The following is a 24917-nucleotide window of genomic DNA, read 5'->3' as shown; positions in this document are numbered from 1 at the left end:
GTTTTATTTTTAAATTTTAAGGAGGTCTGTGTCCTCCAACCGGTCTGCAACCGCTGTTGCAGAAATATTGTAGTGAAAGGCTTTCAGGCTTTTCCTGCGATCGCGTTTATACCTGTTTTTCCAAGGATCAGGTCTTCCGTAAATGTTTTTATGGATAATTCCCTGAACTTTGTGCCGTTTTAAAAAAGAATCGGTTCCATCGATTTCTTTTTCCAGATCCGATTGCAGCGGTTTGTAATGGGTAATGATGTCTGGTCTTACCCTCAATATAAACCGCCATGGCTCTGTAAATTCATAATACACTTTATATGACTTCTTCACCGGGCAGTAATTGTCTTTCATAGCGAAATACTGTTTTTCCCTTTTCGTCAGCCCGGACTTCGGGCTATTCCATTCCCGGGGATAGACATTGGCAACACGCTGTTCTCTGGGAACATAAATTTTTTTTCCGCGTTTCCTTTTTTTCTTAAGGAATTTCCGGGTCGGGGAACGCATTTCCGTATTTATTTTCTTTAGAAGTTCTTCGAAAAACCTGCCGTCTTTGGATCTTTTTACGTCATCCCTTACCACAAAAAAGCGGATAAAGCCCTTCTGATAAGGTTTTTCCAAAGGAACAAGCGGGGTATTCCGTTTCATTTCCCATAACTTACGCCGATGTTTATATTTTTGCCTGACCTGTTTCTCTACATCTTTTTTTATGATTCTTTTTCTGCTTCTCCGATTTCTCAGTCTGAAAAACAGAAGGTTGTCTTTTTCCATGAATGTTCTGCTCTTATAGTAATATAAAATAGTATATCACCTGATATTCTTAACCTTACCGGCCTGCGAAGCCCGTAAGATGATTCTGCGGAACGTTATCATTAGCCCCGATAGCAGTGGAAATCCTTTTTTGAAAAAAAAGATTGCAACGGATAGCGGGAAACAGCTCCTGAAAAACTGTATGAATAGTTCCTGTATGATTAAAAAAGAGTCCGGGGAAACCTGTGATGGGTTTGAAATACTATGCAATAAAAAACCCGGAATCTTACGACTCCGGGTGGCTATATTTCATTATACTGTAATTCTAAGAATGTACCCAACCACGAAGCCCTGCCTTTGCAAAAGGCAATCCTGCTGTAGAAATATGTACTTTACTGAACATTTGCTTCGTTATTTAAAGGGTTAAAAACTGATTTGAGCCACAAAATTAAAACTTTTTCCGGAACTGCCAAAAAAAATTCAATATAAAATTTTAAAGGTATATGATTATCCTGTACTATCACAGGGACATTCAGGCTTGCTTAAACTCTTTATAACAAAACAAACCGGCTGTTTCAAATGAAACAGCCGGTTTGTTTGTATGTATTTTATGATCTGATATTTAGTCTTTGGATCCAAGATCATCCATCGGATCATCCATTCCCCTGATCACATTAGAATGGTATACCCTTTCGGAGCCCAGGAAGTAAAGGTTATTTTTAGCCTTTGCAATAATCCCGTTGTATTCTTCTTCGGTCATTCCGTCAGGAACATCGGTTTTATTTTCCGACGGCTTTCTGTATACTTCCAATGCACCGTTTCTGTTTAAAACGGAATTTGCCGTTGCCGCCTGTTCGATTGTATCGGCATATACGACAACGTTGTGTTGTCCGACACTGTGTCTTCGGTAGGCATCCATCATTTCCGTATCATGTGCAAAGGTATATTCAAAAAAGCCTTTGGTCTGTTCGTCTTCACGATAGTCGTCTGCGGTTGCGCCGCTGTCTACATTCGACTTTGAAACTACAATATTCGCTTCGTCAATGCCGTTTTCCTTTAATTGTCTTTTGATATCATCGGTGTCTGCTGTTACCGGAAATACTGAAACTACTGTATAAGCCATAATGAAAATTTTTCATTAGGTTATACAAAAGCTGTGCAATTTATCTCTTTTCAGTTTTAATTTATCCTAAAAACCTTTCAAGAATATCCACGGCACATTTCGGAAGGTTGGTACCCGGCCCGAAGATGAAATCGGCTCCGTTGGCATACAGGAATTCGTAATCCTGCTGGGGAATAACACCGCCTACAACGATGGTGATATCATCGGCACCCAGCTTTTTCAGTTCACCGACAACCTGGGGAACCAATGTCTTATGACCGGCTGCGAGAGAGGAAACCCCTAAAATATGGATATCGTTTTCCACCGCCTGTTTGGCTACTTCCTCCGGTGTCTGGAACAGTGGTGCCACATCGACATCAAATCCCATATCGGCAAATGCGGTTGCTACGACTTTGGCACCTCTGTCGTGTCCGTCCTGTCCCATTTTGGCTACCATGATTCTTGGCCGGCGGCCTTCTTCTTCCTCAAATTTCTGGGTAAGGTTGAGGGCTTTTTCAAAATACTCGTTCTTTCCTGCATTCATGGCATATACTCCTGAAATGGTTCTGATGTTGGCTTTGTATCTTCCGAAGCTCTCTTCCATGGCATCGCTCATTTCTCCAAGGGTTACCCTTCTGCGGGCGGCTTCAATACACAGAGCGAGCAGGTTTCCCTGTCCGGTTTTGGCGGATTCCCTGATTTTATTCAGGATTTCTTCGACGGCTGAAGCATTTCTTTCTGCCTTGATGGTATTGAGTCTTTCGATCTGTTTTCTGCGGACTTCAGTGTTATCGATGTCCAGGATTTCAATCGGTTCCTGCTTCAGTTCCGAACGGAATGAATTCACTCCGATGATGAATTCTTCCCCACTGTCGATCTTAGCCTGTTTCCTCGCTGCTGCCTCTTCAATTCTCATTTTCGGGATTCCGGCTTCGATGGCTTTGGTCATTCCGCCCTCCTGCTCTACCTCATCGATGTATTTCATGGCTTCCTCAATCATCTGCTGGGTCAGGCTTTCCACTAGGTTGCTCCCGCCCATCGGGTCTACCACATCACAGATCCCACTTTCCTGCTGGAGGATGATCTGGGTATTTCTGGCAATTTTCGCCGAATAATCCGTAGGAAGTGCGATCGCTTCATCCAATGCATTGGTGTGGAGGGACTGGGTTCCACCCAAAGCGGAAGACAAGGCTTCAATAGCCGTCCTGGTAATATTATTGAATGGTTCCTGCTCCGTCAGAGACCATCCTGAAGTCTGGGAGTGGGTTCGCAGTGCCAGGGATTTCGGATTCTGCGGATTGAACTGTTTCAGCAGGCTGGCCCAGATATACCTTGCGGCCCGCATTTTTGCAATTTCCATAAAATGGTTCATGCCGATGGCCCAGAAAAAGGAGAGCCTCGGAGCGAAATCATCGACTTTCATCCCTGCTTTTATTCCCGTTCTTACGTATTCCAGTCCGTCTGCCAGGGTGTAGGCCATTTCCAGGACCGGTGTTGCTCCGGCTTCCTGCATGTGATAGCCTGAAATGGAGATGGAGTTGAACTTGGGTATATTTTGCGCGGTATATTCAAAAATATCCGCAATGATTTTCATGGAAGGTGCCGGCGGATAGATGTAGGTATTTCTTACCATAAATTCCTTTAAAATATCATTCTGGATGGTTCCCGACAGCAATTCCTGGGACACGCCCTGCTCTTCCGCTGCCACGATATAAAAAGAAAGGATCGGCAGCACCGCTCCGTTCATCGTCATGGAAACCGAAATCTGGTCCAGGGGAATTTCATTGAATAAAATTTTCATGTCTTCCACCGAATCGATGGCGACACCGGCTTTCCCGACATCCCCTACCACCCTTGCGTGGTCGGAATCGTATCCCCGGTGGGTAGCCAGGTCGAAAGCTACGGAAAGCCCTTTCTGTCCTGCCGCCAGATTCCTCCTGTAGAAAGCATTGGATTCCTCCGCCGTTGAAAAACCGGCATACTGACGGATGGTCCAGGGCTTCTGCACATACATCGTGGAGTAAGGTCCACGAAGATAAGGCTCGATACCCGGGGAAGTCTGCGTGAGCTCACGGTTTTTGATATCATCCGCCTTATAAGAGGATTTTAATGACAGCCCGTCTTTTTCAAACGGATAAACTTCCGTGGCCTTTTCAGTGATCTTAAATTGAGGAGTTTTATTCTGAACTTCCCTTCTCATACTTTAGGATTTATTAGATGGCTAAAATTAAGCATTTTTTAGGGAATAAATTATGTAGAGAAACTAAGCCTATTTTGAGGCGTTTTTATATAAAGAACGGCAACTCATGGATTGCCGTTATGTAATTATAATGCTATATTTCTATGAAATCATAAATCGGGCAAGGGGCTTGGTTTTGCTCCCTGACTCATCAACCTGCTTTTCATCTCCCTGAAAAATTTTATATCTCCAAAAGTTCCGTCATGAAAATCTTCCATATACTCTCCATTTCTCATCGTGTCATGCAGAAACAAAGGAAAAACTCTATCCAAATACCTTTTATTTTCATCCGAAATTTCAGGATCATTTTTATAAAGTTTAATACTGTCTATGCCGATCCAGTTATAGAGAAAACGAACATCTTCAAAATAAGGACCATCATCAATAAATACTCTGTAATTTGAAGGACGATTTACCTCTCTCATGATAATTCTCCAATCTTCTAATGAAAAATCCTTCCACAATTCAGGAATAATAACAAGAAGACTTCTTATATTTTTATACTTGAATTCTTTAGAATTAAGTAACTTAATTATTAGATCTTTAGAATTGTAATTTAATAGTTCTTTTTTTAAATGTTTGAATATATCCCAACCACTTTGTTTTATTCCCTGATGTAATTTTTGTATAATTTCTTCCATTATTTTATATTTTGTATATATATTATGATATCTTCTCCTGTCCTTATTACCTCACCATTACTATTTAATCCTAACGGTGTAATTTCATTTCGTGCTCTTTTAACATAAATTTCAAGTCCTTTTAATATCTCTCCCAATCTTTTTGCTTCTTCTGCCGTTGGTGTATAATGTCCAGACATATTATCAAATTCTACAATTCTACCATTTTTAAAACGAATACCTCCTGCAGCTAAAACGTTCTCTCTGTTACCCAAGAAATGATGTTTACTTCCAATTTTTAATTCACCAGATTTTGTTATTACAAAATCAAATTCAAGTGAAGGAAAAACATTCCCATTCTCTTGTCTAAAAACTCCATTAGAATTTATCGAATATTTAATGGAAAAACCTTCTTGGGGCAGTTCTTCTGTTGGAAATTTATTAGTAATCTTTGGCATCCTTTTACAGAAGGCAGCAACTCTTAATTCTTCGAGCCTTTCAATCATCTTAAAAGGATGATACAAGTGTCTGGAAAGAGTATAAATAATATGTTTATAATTTTTATCTGTAGCTACACCCTGCAAAATCACCTCATTTTTGTAAATAAATCCAAATTCTTTTTTCCCATTTTCATTTACTTCCACTATGATTACTCCCTTTTCATACAAACGTGTAAGATTGGTATCGTTAAAGAAAAATGCTGTTGCTTTTATTGCTTCTGCCGCATCCAGTACTCTTATATAAGCTTTTCCCTCTTTCAGCGTATTCCCTGTAAAAGTAATAATATTTTTTTCTAAAATAATCTTTACAATGCAGGCTTTTATAAAGTTAATCGCTTTAGTTTTTCCGGTAGTTCTTGCAAGCTGTATCAACTTCATTCCACTGGCAAAAAGTTCAGGAAGGGCAATTGCTGCAGATGCAATATTGGCAGAATAATAAACGGTGTTCCAGTCTTGGAGAAATTCCTCTCCTCCAGTTAATGATACAATGTCTTTATCAAAACCTTGTACTATGGTATCTGCCGTATTTACTACAACATCTGAAACAGCTGCTGCAGTAATGATGGGGTTTCCTGAGGTTGCCAATGCAACAGCACCCAATACAATTCCTAAGATATCAAAACCGATTCTTTTTATTTTTTCCCTTTCCTGCTCTTCGTGGGCATCCGCAATTGCCTTAATCAGAATAGCTGCGGCAATGTCAGGATATTTTTCTTCAGAATCTGCATCAACCAACAAAACCATATCCATAGGATGATAATAGGCACCTGTGTCATCATCAGGAATAATTTCATTAAAAGATTCCATGGGTAAAAAATCAATTATGGAAGCTTCTTTTTCTTTTTGCAGAAAAAATTCATTTCCTTTCTCTTCTCTGGGCAAATTATCGTCAGAATTTACACCATTGTACCTTCCAAAAGAAAATCCTTTGTCTATTTTTCTTAAGCTAACCATTCCGTTATGGAGACAAAGTGTAGAAACAAAGCTTGCAAAAGCTATTTTGTTTGAGGATTTTTCTCCATTTATTACAGATTCTCCTTCTAAATTTTCAAATATTTTTTTTACAAATGTCTGGTTGCTTTTAAACTTTTCGAATAAAAACTTACTATTCCCAAAAACCTTGAGGAGATTAAGCATGGCACCACTAAAATCAATATTCCAGCTAAAAAGATCCTGGTTTTCCATACCTCCGGAAAGTATTTCTAAATGATTCCAAACAAGATCTTCATGCTCTTGCTTAGAAGTATTTTTATTATTCGCACCTAATTTTTCCAGTAATTTTGAAGTTACAAAATCGGGCATATTTTCATAAAGAAATTTTATTTCTTTCTGGCTGGCTGCTTTTAAAGTTTCTTGAGCAAAAAGATTAACAATTTTTTCTTTGAGATAATTCTCATCATTCGGTTTTGCCAACATTACGAAGTCCAAAGCGTTTTTAGCTTTTACAATGATAGCGTTATACTTATTATTTAATTCATAATCCCTTTTATTTAACGTCGTATTATCAAAGTTCCGAAAATTTATATAATTGCTATAGACGTATTGTATTCTAAATTCTATAGTTTGCGAAACTAAATCCAAATAAAAAATATAACCTGGCTGTAAAACATCTACATGACAGGCCATCATATTAAGATAAATATCTGCTTTAGCATCTTTACGATGCTGATTCTGATAATATTGATAAGGTGTACTTCTGGAGATATCATTATATGATGCTTTCATCAATTTTTTTATCATGGCAGGATTTTCTTTGTTTAAAACAAAACCGTAATTCACTGCGTAGTTTCCAAAATTGAAAAAGAACTTTCCATTATTACTATTTTTATGTAAATCTGAAATAAGTTCATCTATTCTCATTTGTCCATGATAAAAAATTCCTAATTTCTCTTCATTACATTTATTTTCTATACCAAATTTTTTATCAAAGGATATTTCTTCGAATGAGCTATTTGGCATTGCTTGTAACAGTTTTTTACTTTCTTTAAAGAATGAAGTTGTTTCATCCAAGCTGAGTATTTTATATCCGGATAAATCTCCAAACTCGTCATCAAATTCTTCCATAGGCTATGCTTTTTAGTAATTAATATTTTTTTTAATGTTTCTAAAGCAAAGCTATATCGTATACACGCCAAAACTCGACGCATTATTTTATATTTTAGAATAAATTCTTACTACTTCTTACAAACAAAAAGTATAGTACGCGTCCTTTTGAGTACGAACAGAATTGGTAAAATTAAAGGCTGCCCAAATTATGGACAGCCTCTTTCTTTAAACAACATTTTAACGGCATAAATTTTCTAAAGTTTTCTAATCCCCATTTCATACAAAGCAAAAGAAAGCAGATCGGCATTTTCCCCGATCACCTGCTCGGTAGATCTTCCGGCACCGTGGCCTGCATTTTTTTCAATTCTTAAGAGAACCGGATGGTTGCACGCCTGCTTTTCCTGAAGTTCCGCGCCGAATTTAAAGGAGTGTGCGGGAACAACACGGTCGTCGTGATCGCTGGTGATGATCATGGTGGATGGATAGCAGGTTCCTGCTTTTACATTATGAACGGGTGAATATGATTTCAGGTATTCGAACATCTCTTTGCTGTCTTCTGCGGTTCCGTAATCGTATGCCCAGCCGGCTCCGGCGGTAAATTTGTTATACCGCAGCATATCCAGAACGCCTACTCCCGGGAAAGCCACTCTTGCCAGGTCGGGACGCATGGTCATGGTAGCACCGACGAGCAATCCGCCGTTTGATCTTCCGGAAAGGGCCATGTATTCTTTGGAAGTGTAGCCTTTTGCCTGTAAATATTCCCCGGCCGCAATGAAATCGTTGAAGACGTTTTTCTTCTGCTGTTTGGTGCCTGCATCATGCCATTTTTTACCGTATTCCCCACCGCCGCGAATGTTCGGAACGGCATAGATTCCGCCGTTTTCCATCCAGATGGCATTGACTACGGAGAAGGCCGGCTGCAGGCTGATATTGAATCCGCCATACGAATACAGGATCGTCGGATTTTTGCCGTTAAGCTTTGTCCCTTTTTTATAATTGATCATCATCGGGATCTTCGTTCCGTCTTTTGAAGTGTAGAAGACCTGTTCGGAAACATAATCGTCCGGATTGAATTTCACTTTCGGTTTCTGGTAAACTTCGGATTTACCGGTATCGGCATTGAACTTATAAGTAGTTCCCGGCGTAATGTAATTGCTGAATGAAAAGTAAAGCTCTTTCTCTTTTTCCTTCCCGCCGAATCCTGAAACATTTCCTTTGCCGGGAAGCGTAATTTCCCTAACCAGTTTCCCGTTTTTGTCATATTGTTTTACCAGATCGATAGCATCGACCATGTAAGTGGCAAAGAAATAGCCTCCTCCGGTGGTGATGCCCAATACATTACCGGTCTGCGGGATTACGTCTGTCCAGGTTTCAGGAGCCGGATTTTTAATAGTGGTTTTTACCAGACGCATATTCGGGGCATCCTTATCCGTAAAGATGTAAAGGTTATCGCCGTCCGTATCCACAATGCTTGCATTGATGTCGAACCCTTTATTGATCTGGATGAAATCACTGCCGTTTTTCAGATCTTTGATGTACAGTTCATTTCCGTTGGTGGCATTGGCAGCAGAAATGATCAGGTACCGCTGGTCTTCAGATACGCCGGCGCCCAGATATCTTCTCGGGGTCTTATCGCCACCGAAGATCAGCTGATCTGCCGACTGCTTTGTTCCCAGCTTGTGAAAGTATACTTTGTGCTTATCCGTCATTCCGGATAATACGGTTCCTTCTTTCGGTTTGTCGTAGCTTGAATAATAAAAGCCTTCATCCCCCTGCCATGAAATTCCACTGAATTTAACATCGGTCAGGGTCTCATCGATCTGTTTTTTGGTAACGGCATCCAGGATGATGATCTTATTCCAGTCGCTGCCACCTTCGGAAATGGAATAGGCTACCAGATTTCCTTTTTTGTTGAATGACAGCTGGGAAAGCGATGTGGTTCCTTTTTCGGAAAATTTATTCGGATCCAGGAAAACTTCCGTCTGCCCGGTTCTGTTGCTGGTTCTGTACAACACCGACTGGGCCTGGAGCCCGTCGTTCTTATAATAATAGGTATAATCGCCCTCCTTAAACGGGGCAGAAATCTTTTCGTAATTCCAGATTTCTCTCAGCTGATTACGGATTTCATCCCTGAACGGTATTTTAGCCAGATATTCCTGGCTGTGCTTTACTTCTTCGTCTACCCATCTGCGGGTGGCCTCGGAATCATTCTCCAGGTCTCTGAACGGATCCGCCACTGCGGTTCCGAAATAGGTATCGGTATGGTTTCCTTTTATTGCTTTTGGATAAGTCATTTTTTGTGCATAAAATGTCGCGGAAGATAGTACTCCGGCCGTTAATAATATGGATCTGAATTTCATAGTAAGCTATTTTCCCAAAAATAAGGATTCTGTTTAAATAAAAAAAGCTGCCGGAACGGGCAGCCCTGAGGTGGTATTAATTTATATTTTTAAAATAAAATTCGTTCAGTTTCCAGGCCATTTCCTGTGGGCCCCCGTTCCAGTAATAGGTATCCGTGCCGTATTTTACCTGATAAAGATTGAATTTCTGCCGGGTTGATATCATTTTATCGGCTTTTTTCAGATGATTGGCCATATCAATAAGATATTTCTTCATTTCTCCGGATCCGATTTTCTTAATATCCCCTATATTAATCTGCGAAGGTACAGACGGAACCTTAAAGCTTACCTCATAATCTACCTGTGAAATTTCCTGATTCTTTACCTGCTCATCGGATATTGTTTTGATATCTTTAATGGTATAGGTGGCATTCTTAAAATTTCCGATCAGTACTTTGAAATATTCCCGGGCCTCGTTTTTGCAGACAGAAGAAACCTCAGCAGAAAGACTAGAAAGAAAAATGTCGGTTAAATTTTCCACTTTCTGCTCATAGGATTCCTGAAGGCTCGTCTTATGGGTATTTTCTTTTCCTAAAAAATTAATAAGGTAACTGTTAAGTTCCTTTAATGAATCATCATTGTATCTGACAAAGGAACTGAAATAGAGATTAAATACTTTTTGAGGTGGTAAAATGTTTTGGGACCGTAAGTTTTGCGCAAGGCACAGAAGCATTACCAGAAAGGCTGCTTTAAGGTTTTTCATAAGTATATTATTCAAATTAGCGTATTATTTATTCCCCAGCTCCTGATTAATCCGGAACTATTCATAAATATACCTATTATATTTAAAAATACCACATTATTTACACGGAAATTCAGAGATCATATAAATTAAATTTTAATCTCTACTTAATTATCTCACTTAAAAATACTTACCATCAGAAAGACCATAGTTTTATGGTTTTGTTTAGAAATACATTTTCCGTTTTTATTATAATTAAAAAAGTCTCCGGGAATCCGGAGACCTTCTAAAGATTTTATGTAAAGATTTTATAAATTCTCTTCTTCGCCTTTCATTTTCTCAGCGTTTTCCGCCATGATGACGGCATCAATCATTTCGGAAATGTCACCGTTCATGTAAGCATCCAGATTGTACATGGATTTGTTGATCCTGTGATCCGTGACTCTTCCCTGCGGATAGTTGTAGGTTTTGATTTTTGCAGAACGGTCTCCGGTGGAAACCATCGATTTACGCTGGGCCGCGATATCACCCTGTACTTTCTGCAGTTCGATATCGTAGAGTTTGGTCCTCAGCATTTCCATGGCCAGTTCACGGTTGGCCAACTGGGAACGGGCCTGCTGGCAAACCACGACCAATCCTGAAGGTTTGTGTGTCAGCTGCACTTTGGTTTCTACCTTATTTACGTTTTGTCCTCCGGCTCCTCCCGATCTGGAAGTCTGCATTTCGATATCTGCAGGATTCAGTTCAAAATCCACTTCTTCAGCTTCCGGAAGAACCGCTACCGTTATAGCAGAAGTATGGACCCTTCCCTGGGATTCGGTTTCCGGAACACGCTGTACCCGGTGTACCCCCGATTCGAATTTCATGATTCCGTAAACGCCTTCGCCTTCTACTTTCATGATCAGTTCCTTGTAACCTTTCGCCGCTTCGTTGGAATCCGTTACTTCATGTCTCCAGCCTTTCGTCTTGAAGTACATGGAATACATCCGGTAAATATCTTCTACAAAAATCGCCGCTTCATCACCACCGGTCCCGGCACGAAGTTCCACGATAACGTTTTTATCGTCCGCAGGATCTTTCGGGATCAGCAATACTTTTAATTCATCTTCCAGTCCGGGAATTTTTTCCAGGGCTTCGTTTTTTTCGATTTTAGCGAGTTCCACAAATTCTTTGTCTGATCCGTCAGCAATGATTTCGTCAGACTCTTCAATCGTGTCCAAAGCGCCTTTATATTGATCGTAAACTCTTACAATTTTTCCCAAATCGCTATATTCTTTGTTCAGAGAAGAATATCTTTTCTGGTCTGAAATAACATCAGGCTGTATAATAAGGTCGGCCACCTCATTATATCTCTGTTTTATAGCTTCTAATTTCGGAATTAATGATTTAGCCATTATGAAAATTTTGTGGGGGCAAAGATACGGATTATTAATTCAATTGTAAAACTAATCGTTTGTGATTGTGAGTAAAACAGAGACCAATTATATTTTTCGTTTTGAAAAAATTCTTGACGTTAGGCAGAAAGAAATATTTAACCTTACCATCCACTGAACCAGGTTACACTTACCGGAAATCCGGGTATAGCGCTTCACCGGCCCTCAGTTCGTAGAGAAAGGCGGGGATACTACAGAGTCTTCATCTTTTTCCAGGGGTTGCTCAGCTGTTATGCAAGTATCGCAGATAGAATGTGAATAAGTTGTGGATAACCTGTGAATTTCCTATGAATAAGCTGTGAATTGGATATCAGTAACCATGAAAATAATCTGAATAAAAATTTTTACCGTTGTGAATAAAATATGGATAACAAGTAAATAAGATATTCATAAGGTATGGATAAGCCTGAATTCCGTTGCGGAAAAAGATGTGGAAAACCTATGGAAAACCCGTTAATATTGCATGGATAACCCGTGTTTTTACCGGGGATAAAGTATGGACAAACAAAAAGGAGGTCATGGTTATGACCTCCTTTTTGTTTAATCTACAGACTTATCCACAGGCTATTTCACAATCATTTTCTGGACAGCAACTCCCGTATCTGATTTTAAATGAACGAGATACGTTCCTGCCGGGTAATTTGCCTTTAATTCATAAATACCATTTTCCCCGCTAAGCCTGAATACATCCATCCTTCTGCCGCTTAAATCATAGATCTGAATCTCCCCGTTTTTTACTTTATGGTAAATTAGCTGAGCCATTCCGTTTTTCACCGGGTTATCCGCAATCTGCAGGGAAAGTTTATTTTCCGCATTTACGTCCGATGTGGATAAACTTCCAGCATAGTTTCCGAAAATCCTGAACTCACCCGGCTGAAGACTGATCGGCGCCGTTGTGGAAGTTATATTGGTCACGGAATTATCCATCAGGTTCTGCCACTGCCCGGCATAAGGAAAGTATGGTACGACATTCTGAACTGCTGTGGAATAATTTGCCAGTACCACTACATTTTTCATTCCCAAGGTTAAAAGATTATCATACACATAGATCCGGGTAATCAGTCCATTCGGATCATTTGCCAGATTATTGGATTCTATGGAATAGGTTTTTGATCTGAAAACCGGATACTGGTTCCTGAAATTGATAATTTTTGCCCAGGTATCATATACTGCTTTCCTGTTGGTATTCGTATCATAGTTCAACGTAAATGCAACCGGCTTCTGATCTGTCCGGCATCCGTTGTTAATGGTTCCGTCCTGACATCTGTTGATGCTGAATTCATACCCCAATTCCCCAAACTGCCAGATCATTTTCGGCCCCGGGATCGTAAAGAAGGTTGCCCCGAAAGTTTTCATCCGTTCCAAGGCCGTATTTAAATTTTTCACATCATAACTTCCGTTTATCGCTCCATACGCCAGATTCTTGAACATCAGCCTTTCCTCATCGTGGCTTTCCCCGTAACCGACAGCGGACATATTGGTAAAACCGTGAAGCGCATGGTTCATCCTGTCATAATTGCTATTGTCCTTATACCCCATGGTATTCTGGTTATAAGAACCGTTCTGGTTATTCCACAGCATGACGCCTTTTCCTTCGGCAACCCTGTAGTTGGCCCATTGCTGCTCTTCTGCATCCGTTCCCAGATGTTCGAAGATCATATAAGAATTCGGATCAAGCGCCCACTGCCGGTCGGCATAATATTTTAAAATATCCACCCGGTCCTGCTGATAGGCGTTGGTACAGGATTCATCATTTTCAGAACAGCTTTGGGTAAACCCTTTCGTTAAATCCCAACGGAACCCATCGATGCGGTACTCAGTCAACCATTGCTGAAGACACCTCTCAACGTAATATTTCGTTGAAGCACTGGTATGGTTAAAATCATTGAATACGTTATAGGAATGTTTAGGAACCTGGTTAAAGTAAGGGTTGTTGGCTGCAATATCTCCGTAACCGTCTCCATCCGGATCGATATTCCATAGCCTGGCCAGCGGAGAACGTCCTGTAGCGTGATTAAAAGCAACATCCAGAATAACGGCGATCCCGTTCTGGTGGCAAAGGTCTACAAACTCCTTGAATTTTTCAGGTGTTCCATAGGCTTTGTCCAGTGCATAATGGAAAGAAGTATTATATCCCCAGGACAGGTTTCCTTCAAACTCCATGATCGGCATCAGTTCAATGGCATTGATGTTCAATCCTTTTAGATATACGATCTTATTGATCAGCGACTGCCAGTTTTTTTCCTGCGTAAAATCCCGCAGCAACAATTCATAGACCACCAGATTTTCTTTCGCCGGTCTCTGGAAGTTGGTTATCTGCCAGTTGTATGGTGTCTGTCCGGTTTTAAACATGGATACTTCAAAGCCCTGACCGGCAGGAAATGCCGGCAGATTAGGATAGGTAGATGCAGCAATGTACTGATCGTCATAAGATGAAAGGATTTGCGGGGAATAAGGATCCGCCACCTTTCTCAGATCATTGGTTCTGTACTGGAACGTATAGAGTTGCTGTGGTGTAAGCCCGCTCAGCTCAATCCAGTACAGATCCGGATTGGCAGTGTCACGCTTCATTAAATAAGCGTCATTCACCGTCCAGTTATTGAAACTTCCGATCACATGAACGAAGTTTTTAAACGGGGCATATAAAGCCAGCCCGACTTTGGTGTTATCAGTAGGGCTGTAGTTGATTCCCTGTCTGATCCAGCCCGGAATAGCCTGCGAAACCACATTTCGCGGAACCTGTAAGGTAAATGTTGAATTTTTGACTGTTGAATTGGCATCCGTCGCAATCAGTTCCATATTGGCATCCTGGGTTACCGTGTAACTGTAGGCATACGAAGTAGCAGGCGTAGATGTTGAATTCACTACTGTTCCGTTAGCTTTCAGCTGGAAAGTAGCGTTTACATTCGTTGTTGCCGTAATATTGATTGAATTTCCCGTATTCACCGCCGTCAGGCTGTTGGCCGCAGGATTGGTTAGGGTCAGGTTTAAAACTCCTACATTCACATAGTTGTCAGATGTCTGGTGGGCTCCCGTTTTATCTTTTAATAAAAATCCCAGTCTCCCGATTCCTGTTCTTCCGTAAAAAGCAGTTGGGGTAAATGATAAGGAATACGTATCGGTTGCAGCGTTATAATTAAGCCTATTCAGTTCATTGGAACTGTTCCAGCTTCCGTTGGTAGGGCAATCCTGGCTGTTCTGGTAATTGGTATCCAGAGACCACGACCAGATGTAGATGGCGTTGTTTGAAACACCCCAGGCAGCTTCATCAATCTGATTTCCGGGAACGGTTAAGGTAACCGCATTCGTTTCATTAAAAGGGTTCGGTGCAATTGTATAGCTGATCTGGCCAAATGTAAAGGCGACCATCAGCAATAAAAGACCTGAGTAAAACTTTCTCATATCGTTTCTAATTTTTTTAGTACAGTTGAATAAAGATAATTTATTTTTCATCACTTTTTGATTTCCGTACTAAAAAAATCAATTTAACTGGCTGAAATCCTATGCTTTGAATTGTAAATATCCCTAGCGATTTAATAAAAATGAACCTAAAAAAAAACAACACTTAGAGGTGAAGTTTAATTACAGCACCGAAAGCAGGAGCAATTTTAGATATAAGAAAACAGAAGGCCCTCAAAAAGCCTTCTGTCAATCAACTATTATGAACGAAAAATTTAATCCTTAATTACTTTTTTAGAAATTCTCTGCTGTTTTCCTTTTAATTTCACTTCTATTATATATATTCCCTTCGGCAGCCCCTGCATATTGATCTGGTTTTCTGAGAACCGGGCCTCTAATTTCTGCCCTGATGCATTTGTTATGCGTACAGCCTCAATTGATGAATCCGATTTAATATATAAAATTCCATGGGTGGGGTTAGGATATACCTGATCAGGTTTTATAGTAAGGCTGATGTCGGAAGTGGCCAATGCTGAAAAATCTTTTATGCATCTTACCGATTCCCCCTGTCCTCTCGGGCCTCCGGACGCCGGCGTTACGATCGCCGATCCGATATATAAATAGCGGCCTCCCGTATTGGCGGTTCCGGAGCTCCAGAAATATCCGCGCTGCCCGACGAAGGTAAAGGCTCCGGTAGTATTGCTTCTGTATCCTCCTGCCGGCAGTTTCAGAGAACTGGAATAAGCAGTTGCCGGATTACTGATTCCTTCCGCACCAACCAAAGTTACCCATTCTGCCGAAGTAGGAAGCCTCCACCCCTGACCTGCCGCTTTACAGGGATCTGCTCCTGCTGCTGAGGTTACTGCAGATGAGGAATCTGCATTCCACTGATCACTGCCCGCGTTCGTCGCCCACCAGGAAGCGCTGCCAGTGCCGATGATGAAAGCATTGGTGCCGGCCAATCCGTCCGGCGAGTTTGCCGAAGGAGCCGCTGCTGCGGCGGAATTCCTCACCTGATGACCATCATCCCACCTCCCCCACTGGAAAAGATCCCCGTAAGAATTGGCATCATCGAAAGAGACGGCAACTTGGCTGCTGCCCAGATTCTGCTGAAGCCAGACTTTTCCGTCTGCAGCCCTTACCGTAGTATAACTTACCGTCTGCCCTCTGTAGTTGAATTTTACACAACCCAGATCTCCGGGATTGGTTCCCGGATCCGTATTATGACAGACCGGACTTAGGGAAATCCTTTTTACTTTTGTTCCGTTCTGCGAATAGGCAAGAACAAGGTAATTGTTCATGCTATCATAAGCCAGATCATTATACGCCGCCTGTCCGTCGGAGATAAAGCTTCCCCCGAATGGTGCCCATGTATGGCTCAGCTCATCAAGTTTATAAACCGTATTTTTTGAGAAATCGTCATTTTCCCAACGGCTGGCTACAACGTAAGGCGTTCCCGTCTGGGTAACGGCAATAGCGACGTGCTGCACCCTGCCACTGGAAAAATTGGCATTGCCTACCTGCACCCAGGCTGTCCCGTTAAACTTTTTAACGTTTAATTTCTGCCCGTTGGCAGAATTGGAAACATAAGCCACATAGAGATTATTATCGGCATCAATCACAATATCCGAATTGTACTGTTCCCCGGAGGATGAGGCGTCTACGATACTTCCGCCTGCCAGAGTCCAGCTATCGAAGGCGTTGGCTGTTGTGGTATTTTCATATACTTTTACGCCTCCGGATATATTGCAGGTATAGACCTTATTGTTACTCCCGATTACCATTTCCGCAAAAGCAGCTCCTCCGGAAAAGCCGTTGTTTCCTACCTGTTCCCATGCGCCGTTTACATACCTCTGAACGGTTCCCGAGTTCTGTCCGGAAAAGGTAAACAGGGTATTTGCAGGAGAAACGGCCGAAGCATGATAATTGATGGCAGTATTTACAGCATCCGGGAGCCGGCTCCATGAGGTTCCGTCAAATTTACGGACTTCCATGCCGGCACCGGGCCATCCGATCTGGTTGGTATAATACAGATTACCCAGACCATCCGCAGATAGGGAATTATAGGTAGCCGTACCTGTAGTGATTCCTGCAGTACCTCCTGCATAAGACCATGAAGTTCCATTGAACACCTGTACCGAACCTTTGCCTGCCGGAACATCGTAATATGAAACATAATACTTCCCGTTGCTGATGTGTAAATTATTATAGGCCGTTCCGCCGGCAGATATAGTTTCAGCCACGCCTACCGTCTCCCATTGCTGAGCATATCCGTAACCTCCTGCTGCAAACAGCAACCCTAATCCGGCACCGATTTTACGCGTTATAAAATATAATCTTTCAATCATGAGTAATTTTATTTTTATTTATTCTAAATTATAATTAATTTTACGCAAAAGTATCAGACATATTTAACACCGGCTTATCATTAACGAACTTTTTGTTATCCGTCCGGTTGATGAAACCACTGTACCTATTTGTAAAATCATCCGTATGACGAAGCAACCTGTAAAAGGATTATTATTCGGTTCAGAAAATATTAAGATTTATCTGCAAGAAGATTTGCATCCGGGAAAATCCAGGATAACCGAAAGTAAATCAAGTTTTAACCTGCTTTTTATCCTAAGCGGTCATGTCGTTCTGGAAGCGGAGGACTGCGGAACGGATTTTTTATTTGATAAAAACCAATACATCCTGCATTACTCCCGGAAAAAAAGTACGGCAGAACTCTGGTCAGAACGCTGTGAACTTCTGAAATACATTCATATCCAGATCAACTATGCGTATATTTCCAACCTCATCCGTCCGGAAGAAAATAAGGAAAATGCGGATATTCTGGAAGGCATGATGCAAAACCAATATATGTTCCTGCATCAGCAGACGCCTCCTCTTATGACCGTGGAAATGCACATCATTCTAAAGGAGATTATCAGCTATTCCAAAAAAGGAATTCTTCAGAAATTATTTGTTGAAGCTGAAATAATCAGGCTGCTGTTCCTGATTTTTGAACAGTTCAGTGAAAACAGTACAGCAGACAAAATTCCGAAAACCCCTTTAATGATTAAAAAATTTATAGATGAAAATTACTGCCGAAATATAAAAGCAGAGGATATCGGGAGATCGATCGGCATTAACCAGAACAAAATACGGAAGGAATTTAAAGCACATTACCACCGGACGGTAAGTAATTATATGGCCGAACTGAGAATGCTGAAGGCCAAAAAGATGATTACGGATCAGGAAATTATGATTAAAGAAATCGCAATAGAATGCGGATATGAATATGTACAGAATTTCACCCGGGCTTTCAAGAAAAAATTCAGTGTTTCACCTGAAAAACTTAGAATGGGTCATTCAACCAAAAAAACCACTTAAAAAATTAAGTGGTTTTCATATATGTTGTTTTGCTTTGATATTGCTCTTTCAGAATTTAGGTGAAAAAGCAATGACAATCATTAATGATGTCCTTTTCCGTGAACGTCGTGGCCATGACCATGATCATGAATAAACGGACCGTGGCCTTTTGGCTCGTTGTAAATCACCTCTACACCTTCCTGCTCATACACCATTTTGCTTCTGATGTCTTCGGGATTGAAAGGCTTTACTTTTCCGAAGTACTCTTTCAGACCTTCCGTTAGCCATAACGGGATAACAAATCCGAAGAACATGAAGATACACCAGAACCCCACAAGGAACATAATGATGAAAAATACGGTCCAAAGGAACTGATAAAACGGCCAAAATGCTGATAAAATCGTTATCATTTTTCTTAAAGATTTTAGGCAAAAATAGGACTTTTTATTTTTTTACACAAAAGATAAGCGTCCTATTTTATTATTTATTTTGATTTTAAACTAACTAATGCGCGAGGTTTGCAAAAAAATCATTCCCTTTATCATCCGTAATGATGAATGCCGGGAAATCCTTCACTTCGATCTTCCGTACTGCTTCCATCCCCAGTTCAGGGAAATCCACCACCTCAACGGAAAGGATATTGTCTTTCGCCAGGATGGCAGCCGGACCTCCGATAGAACCTAAATAGAACCCGCCGTATTTCCCGCAGGCATTGGTAACATCCTTGCTTCTGTTCCCTTTCGCCAGCATGATCATGCTTCCGCCGTGGCTCTGGAATTCGTCCACATATACGTCCATTCTTCCTGCTGTAGTAGGCCCGAAACTTCCTGATGCCATACCATCCGGTGTTTTTGCAGGCCCTGCGTAATAAATCGGATGATTTTTGAAATATTCCGGCATCGGCTGCCCGCTGTCTAGGATTTCCTTGATTTTTGCATGGGCAATATCCCGTGCTACAATCAGTGTTCCGTTCAGTTTGAGCCGGGTCTTGATCGGGTATTTGGAAAGTTCGGCTAATATTTCCGGCATCGGCTTGTTCAGGTCGATCTCTACAGCTTCTTCCAGGTGCGGCGGTGTTGCCGGCAGGAACCTTTTCGGATTTTCTTCAAGCTGCTCCAGGAAAATTCCGTCTCGGGTAATCTTTCCTTTGATGTTCCGGTCTGCCGAACAGGAAACCCCCATTCCCACAGGGCAGGAGGCTGCGTGACGCGGAAGCCTGATTACCCGGACGTCATGCGTCAGGTACTTTCCTCCGAACTGTGCCCCGATGGCACTTTCCTGGCAGATCTTCTGTACTTTTGCCTCCCATTCCAGGTCTCTGAAAGCCTGTCCCGCTTCATTTCCTTCCGTCGGAAGGTTATCGTAATATTTTGCGGATGCTTTTTTTACCGCAGCCAGGTTCGCTTCAGCGGAAGTCCCTCCGATGACCAAAGCCAGGTGGTAAGGCGGACAAGCCGCAGTGCCCAGATCTGAAATTTTTTCTTTAATGAATTCTTCCAGCGATTTTTCATTCAGTAATGATTTGGTCTTCTGATACAGAAAGGTCTTGTTGGCTGAGCCTCCGCCTTTCGTTAAGAATAAAAAGTCGTAATAATCTCCTTTCTTCGCATAAATATCAATCTGTGCCGGAAGGTTGGAACCGGAATTCTTTTCATCAAACATCGTCAAAGGTACTACCTGCGAATACCTTAAGTTTCTTTTCTGGTAGGTATTGTAGATTCCTTTGCTCAGATATTCACCGTCATCCACTCCTGTATACACGTTCTCCCCTTTTTTACCCATCACGATCGCCGTTCCGGTATCCTGGCAGGAAGGTAAAGCCCCTTCTGCCGCCACCGCTGCGTTCTGCAACAGATTGTAGGCCACAAAACGGTCGTTATCCGTTGCTTCAGGATCATCAATAATTCTTCTCAGGCTTTCCAGGTGAGAAGAACGGAGCATGAAAGAAACGTCTGCCATCGCCTCTTCCGCCAGTAATTCCAGCCCTTTGGGATCGACGATTAAAATTTCGCGGTCTCCCAATTGTTCAACCTTTACATAGTCTGAAGTAAGTTTCTTATATACCGTATCATCCTTCTGAATCGGGTACGGATCCTGATATCTAAATTCCATTCTCTTTTCTTTGGCTGCAAAAATAAAACATCGCGAAAAAAGCATGAGCAAAATCAGCGACCTGAAATGATATTTATAATGATTATAAATTGCGAATGTTTGAGGCAATGATTAACTTTAGGAAAACTTTTTAAACCGCAAAAGCCGCAAAAGTTTTTTTCTTTTTTTTAAGTTTAATGAAATAGTATCCGGAAGAGTACATGAATTTTTAAAATCTCCGATTTTAATTTTTGTGAACTTTACCGGTTTTATTATCAATCTTAAAATTCAAGCTGAATCTTTTGTTCTTTTTGTGGTTAAATTAAATCTATCCACACAATGAATTACAGAATAGAAAAAGACACCATGGGTGAAGTGCGGGTTCCTGCCGACAAATTCTGGGGCGCGCAGACCGAACGTTCCAGAAACAATTTCAAAATCGGACCCGAAGGCTCCATGCCGCATGAAATCATCGAAGCTTTTGCGTATTTAAAGAAAGCCGCTGCTTTTACCAATACGGACCTGGGCGTCCTGCCGGCAGAAAAAAGAGACATGATCGCCAAAGTATGTGATGAAATCCTGGAAGGAAAACTGAATGACCAGTTCCCTCTGGTGATCTGGCAGACCGGATCCGGAACCCAGTCGAATATGAATGTGAACGAAGTCATCTCCAACCGGTCACATGTAAACAACGGCGGTACATTGGGAGAAAAAGCAGAAGTTCACCCGAATGATGACGTTAATAAATCCCAGTCGTCCAACGATACCTACCCTACTGCCATGCACATCGCCGCTTATAAGAAAGTGACGGAAGTGACGGTTCCTGCAGTTGAAAAATTACGGGATACCCTGGCTCAGAAATCTCAGGCTTTCAAAGACATCGTGAAAATCGGAAGAACCCACCTGATGGATGCTACCCCATTGACCTTAGGACAGGAATTCTCCGGGTACGTAGCCCAACTGAATTACGGGATTAAAGCATTAAAAAATACACTACCTCACCTTTCTGAACTGGCTTTAGGAGGAACCGCAGTGGGAACAGGTTTAAATACACCTAAGGGCTATGACGTAAAAGTAGCGGAATATATTTCCACATTTACCGGACTCCCTTTTGTAACGGCAGAAAACAAATTCGAGGCGCTGGCTGCCCATGATGCCCTTGTGGAATCCCACGGGGCTCTGAAACAACTGGCGGTTTCCCTTTTTAAGATTGCTCAGGACATCCGTTTGCTGGCTTCCGGTCCGCGTTCCGGAATCGGGGAAATCCACATTCCGGAAAATGAACCCGGATCTTCCATCATGCCGGGGAAAGTGAATCCGACGCAGAATGAAGCCATGACCATGGTCTGCGCGCAGGTATTAGGAAACGACACGACGATTTCATTCGCCGGAACCCAGGGGAATTATGAACTGAATGTTTTCAAGCCGGTGATGGCATACAACTTCCTGCAGTCGGCCCAGCTGATTGCCGATGCCTGTATTTCCTTCAACGACCACTGCGCCGCAGGCATTGAACCGAATCATGAAAGAATCAAAGAGCTTGTGGATAAATCTTTAATGCTGGTTACCGCCCTGAATACCCATATCGGATATGAAAATGCCGCTAAAATAGCAAAGACAGCTCACAAAAACGGAACCACTTTAAAAGAGGAAGCCGTAAATCTCGGCCTTCTGACTGCTGAACAGTTTGATGAGTGGGTGAAACCTGAGGATATGGTGGGAAGCCTGAAATAATAAATCAGATTAAATAATTAATATAAACCTACTTAAAATTTTAACCACAAAAGAGACAAAAGATATTCATGCCTGATCAAAGAATCTGAATACTTTATGCTTAAAAAAGTACTCAAAAGTCTTTAAAAATCTTTGATTTTTAATTTTTTGGAAACTTTGAAACTAAGGATATCTTCTTCAACCTTTGTCGTATAATAAAACTCACATCAATTATAAAAAACGCCGGAAAAGAAATTTTTCCGGCGTTTATCATTTAAATATGAAGAATCAGACCCTTTTACCACCAAAGCGCTACTCCGAAGATCAAGGCTTTATCGTTTTCAAAAGTTGTGTTTTTAAAGAAATTTCCGAAATCTTTCTTTACAAAAATGCTGAAATCGTTATAAGAAACAGTGAACTGTCCTCCGTAAATGAATGGGCTCACCTGATAATCGCCGCGCTCCCGGTTGCTGACTCCTTCACCTTTGATGATGTTGTTGGTCGACATTTTTACCCCTCCGTAGACATTTGCTCCTACTCTGAAGCCTTTGGAATAATCCAGATACTGAACATCCATCCCGGCATTTTTCAGCTTTGAAAAATTATATTGCACTCCCAGCGGAACCATAATATAGCCGGTTCTCAGCTTGCTTTTGCTCAAACCTTTATCATAATTTTCCAGGTATACATTGGAATTGGAATCTTTTGCAACAAACATATTGTTGTCAATGCTCAGTGTCCGCCACGAAAAACCGATTCCGGAGATCAATCCCCATGGGCTTGTTCTGCCGAACTGGTAATTGAATTTAAAACCAAATTCAAAGTTTCCGGCATAGCGCAGATTATGATCCAGGGCATTGTCCGGCCTGTCATTCGTAAGGTTCATGATTCCGTAAGAAATATAGGGAGAAAGATCTTTTGTAGGCCTGAATTTTTTCAGAAGTTTCTCCTTCAGCTCCTCATTGGAGGTTACATCTGAATTCAGAAGGGAAAAGCGGACCTGTTTCTGGATCACGGCATCCATATCGAATCCCAGCGCTTCAATCCGCTGATCTATCTTTTCAGAATAACGGTCAGCTACCAACGCCTTTTGTTTATCAAATTCTGTTTTATCCAGGTTTTTCGCCTGAAGCTCCTTGAGTTCCGCCTCCATCATTTTTTTCTCTTCCTGGATAATGACATCGATTTTTTTTGCATAATCATCTACTTTTTCTTTTACGATCGGGCTTACGCCGGTATCTTCTTTCGGCTGAAGGTTCAGAACCGGTTTTCTCTGTGCATTTGCTGCTGTAGATAAAAGGCATACGAAGCCCATCATGATAAATTTCTTGATCATATTATACGTTTTAATTGTTAAAAAATAAAGGGTTAGTTTCCGTTCAGGTCGATTGTAGCGACATTGCTTTTTCCTTTGGTCTTCTCAATGACATCTTTGTGCTCCACCGAAAAAAGCAGCGTGGAAGGATCTACATACCGCTTCTTTGTCACCGGTAGCTTGGCAGAATCTGCCTGTGCCATGGTTTTTCCCGGATCCATGCTTGAAATTTCCGATATGATCTGCGCTGAATTCTGTCTGATAACAGGCACTTCTTCCTGTCCGGCAGATGCTTTGATTTCCTTTTCCTGCGCCTCACTTTTCATTCCTGCTGAAATATTTTCCGTAGCCGTATCCTGCCTGCGGTTTTCAGCAATTGATCCTGTATGCTGTTCCCGGGCAATAGGTTCTGCAGCACTCCGGGTGGCAGGCTTTGTAATGGTCTGAACGATATGTTCGGATGTTGCGCCAGGCTTTCTTTCCTGGTTAAAAAAGAGCACCGCCCCTAAGCTAAACGTTAAAATAAAGCAGGCCGCTATCAAAAGCCAGTTGTAGGACGGTTTCGGCATGCCTGCTGTGGATTGGCTTTTTATTTCAGACCACAGATCCCTTGAAGGAGCGATTTCCCTTGCTTCGATCTGTTGTTTGATCTGCTGTTCTATAGTGTTTCTAATAGTTTTCATTTTGCAGTGTTTTTTGTTGTTCGAAATAAATTTTTCTCATTTTTTCTTTAGCCCGGAACAGCTGGGTTTTGCTGACGGCCGTGGAGATTTGTAGGGCATCCGCGATTTCCTGGTGCGAATAGTCTTCAAAAACATACAGGTTAAAGACCATCCGGTAAGCATCCGGAAGCTGGTCCAGCAACTCCTGGGCATTGAAATTAAAACTCAGGTCTTCTTCGTACATTTCTTCAAGATATGCCGGATTGATATCATCCAGGTAAAAAACCGTTTTGTGGCTCTTGATAAAATTAAGGCATTCATTTACCACGATTCTTCTTGCCCAGCCTTCGAAACTCCCCTCATTCCTGAAGCTTTCCATGTTTTTAAAGATCTTGCAGAATGCTTTGATAACGCAGTCTTCCGCCTGGTATAGATCGGTAATATAACTCCTGCTGATGCTCAGGAACTTTTTCACATGCTGATCATAAAAAATTTTCTGTGCTGCCGGCTCCTGCTTTTTCAGGCGGTTCAGCAAATCATCTTTTTTATTTCCAAACAGAAGCTTCATAATTATTTTGTTTCTAATAGTAAGACAGTGAAAAACCGAAAAGGTTACAGTATCCG

General features: G+C 41.5%; 17 protein-coding genes. 2 read left to right on the top strand and 15 right to left on the bottom strand.

Going from position 1 to position 24917, the window contains the following annotated elements:
• Positions 1 to 9: 9 nt before the first annotated feature.
• From CHA01nite_RS07560 to CHA01nite_RS07515, 10 genes are all read right to left on the bottom strand, one after another.
• Positions 10 to 636, bottom strand: a complete 627-nt coding sequence (locus CHA01nite_RS07560) for a hypothetical protein (RefSeq protein WP_146940705.1) — start codon at positions 634 to 636, stop codon at positions 10 to 12.
• Positions 637 to 1360: 724 nt separating this feature from the next.
• The gene (locus CHA01nite_RS07555; protein WP_146940704.1) at positions 1361 to 1861 is read right to left on the bottom strand and encodes a hypothetical protein; all 501 of its coding nucleotides are present in this window, start codon (positions 1859 to 1861) and stop codon (positions 1361 to 1363) included.
• A gap of 61 nt (positions 1862 to 1922) precedes the next feature.
• On the bottom strand, positions 1923 to 4040 hold the full coding sequence (scpA, locus tag CHA01nite_RS07550; RefSeq protein ID WP_146940703.1) for a methylmalonyl-CoA mutase: 2118 nt from the start codon (positions 4038 to 4040) through the stop codon (positions 1923 to 1925).
• A gap of 149 nt (positions 4041 to 4189) precedes the next feature.
• Positions 4190 to 4720 carry a hypothetical protein gene (locus CHA01nite_RS07545; protein ID WP_146940702.1) on the bottom strand — a complete coding sequence of 177 codons (531 nt, stop codon included), beginning with the start codon at positions 4718 to 4720 and terminating at the stop codon, positions 4190 to 4192.
• Positions 4720 to 7263: a hypothetical protein gene (locus CHA01nite_RS07540; protein ID WP_146940701.1), complete on the bottom strand. Its 2544-nt coding sequence runs from the start codon at positions 7261 to 7263 to the stop codon at positions 4720 to 4722. The genes CHA01nite_RS07545 and CHA01nite_RS07540 overlap by 1 nt, the downstream gene beginning before the upstream one ends.
• 236 nt (positions 7264 to 7499) lie before the next feature.
• Entirely contained in the window at positions 7500 to 9605 is a 2106-nt protein-coding gene (locus CHA01nite_RS07535; RefSeq protein WP_146940700.1) for a prolyl oligopeptidase family serine peptidase, read from the bottom strand.
• 76 nt (positions 9606 to 9681) lie between these two features.
• Positions 9682 to 10347 carry a hypothetical protein gene (locus tag CHA01nite_RS07530; protein WP_146940699.1) on the bottom strand — a complete coding sequence of 222 codons (666 nt, stop codon included), beginning with the start codon at positions 10345 to 10347 and terminating at the stop codon, positions 9682 to 9684.
• 287 nt (positions 10348 to 10634) lie between these two features.
• On the bottom strand, positions 10635 to 11720 hold the full coding sequence (gene prfA / locus CHA01nite_RS07525; protein ID WP_146940698.1) for a peptide chain release factor 1: 1086 nt from the start codon (positions 11718 to 11720) through the stop codon (positions 10635 to 10637).
• Positions 11721 to 12323: 603 nt separating this feature from the next.
• The gene (locus CHA01nite_RS07520; protein ID WP_146940697.1) at positions 12324 to 15161 is read right to left on the bottom strand and encodes an alpha-amylase family glycosyl hydrolase; all 2838 of its coding nucleotides are present in this window, start codon (positions 15159 to 15161) and stop codon (positions 12324 to 12326) included.
• 272 nt (positions 15162 to 15433) lie between these two features.
• Entirely contained in the window at positions 15434 to 17506 is a 2073-nt protein-coding gene (locus CHA01nite_RS07515) for a T9SS type A sorting domain-containing protein (RefSeq protein WP_146940696.1), read from the bottom strand.
• 145 nt (positions 17507 to 17651) lie between these two features.
• Here CHA01nite_RS07515 and CHA01nite_RS07510 point away from each other — a divergent pair, with 145 nt between their 5' ends.
• The gene (locus CHA01nite_RS07510) at positions 17652 to 18533 is read left to right on the top strand and encodes a helix-turn-helix transcriptional regulator (RefSeq protein ID WP_146940695.1); all 882 of its coding nucleotides are present in this window, start codon (positions 17652 to 17654) and stop codon (positions 18531 to 18533) included.
• Positions 18534 to 18613: 80 nt separating this feature from the next.
• On the opposite strand, the gene CHA01nite_RS07505 is transcribed toward CHA01nite_RS07510, so the two are convergent.
• Together CHA01nite_RS07505 and CHA01nite_RS07500 are read right to left on the bottom strand one after the other, a co-directional pair.
• The gene (locus tag CHA01nite_RS07505; RefSeq protein ID WP_174771812.1) at positions 18614 to 18922 is read right to left on the bottom strand and encodes a hypothetical protein; all 309 of its coding nucleotides are present in this window, start codon (positions 18920 to 18922) and stop codon (positions 18614 to 18616) included.
• Between the two features lie 94 nt (positions 18923 to 19016).
• Complete coding sequence (locus CHA01nite_RS07500; protein ID WP_146940694.1) at positions 19017 to 20624, bottom strand: fumarate hydratase; 1608 nt, start codon at positions 20622 to 20624, stop codon at positions 19017 to 19019.
• 318 nt (positions 20625 to 20942) lie between these two features.
• On the opposite strand from CHA01nite_RS07500, the gene fumC reads away from it, so the two are divergent.
• Positions 20943 to 22337, top strand: a complete 1395-nt coding sequence (gene fumC / locus CHA01nite_RS07495) for a class II fumarate hydratase (RefSeq protein ID WP_146940693.1) — start codon at positions 20943 to 20945, stop codon at positions 22335 to 22337.
• A 277-nt stretch (positions 22338 to 22614) separates the two neighbouring features.
• Here the strand turns inward: fumC and CHA01nite_RS07490 are convergent, their stop codons facing one another.
• Genes CHA01nite_RS07490 through CHA01nite_RS07480 form a run of 3 tightly spaced genes read right to left on the bottom strand, consistent with a single transcriptional unit; the run spans position 22615 to position 24861 of the window.
• Positions 22615 to 23652 (bottom strand): outer membrane beta-barrel protein, encoded by a 1038-nt coding sequence (locus tag CHA01nite_RS07490; RefSeq protein ID WP_146940692.1) that lies wholly within the window; start codon positions 23650 to 23652, stop codon positions 22615 to 22617.
• Between the two features lie 32 nt (positions 23653 to 23684).
• Entirely contained in the window at positions 23685 to 24314 is a 630-nt protein-coding gene (locus CHA01nite_RS07485; RefSeq protein ID WP_146940691.1) for a hypothetical protein, read from the bottom strand.
• Complete coding sequence (locus CHA01nite_RS07480; RefSeq protein WP_146940690.1) at positions 24301 to 24861, bottom strand: RNA polymerase sigma factor; 561 nt, start codon at positions 24859 to 24861, stop codon at positions 24301 to 24303. The genes CHA01nite_RS07485 and CHA01nite_RS07480 overlap by 14 nt, the downstream gene beginning before the upstream one ends.
• Between the last annotated feature and the right edge of the window lie 56 nt (positions 24862 to 24917).

It is taken from the genome of Chryseobacterium hagamense, from assembly GCF_007991455.1.
Classification (GTDB): Bacteria; Bacteroidota; Bacteroidia; order Flavobacteriales; family Weeksellaceae; genus Chryseobacterium; species Chryseobacterium hagamense.
This window is presented reverse-complemented; position numbering and strand designations above follow the sequence as displayed.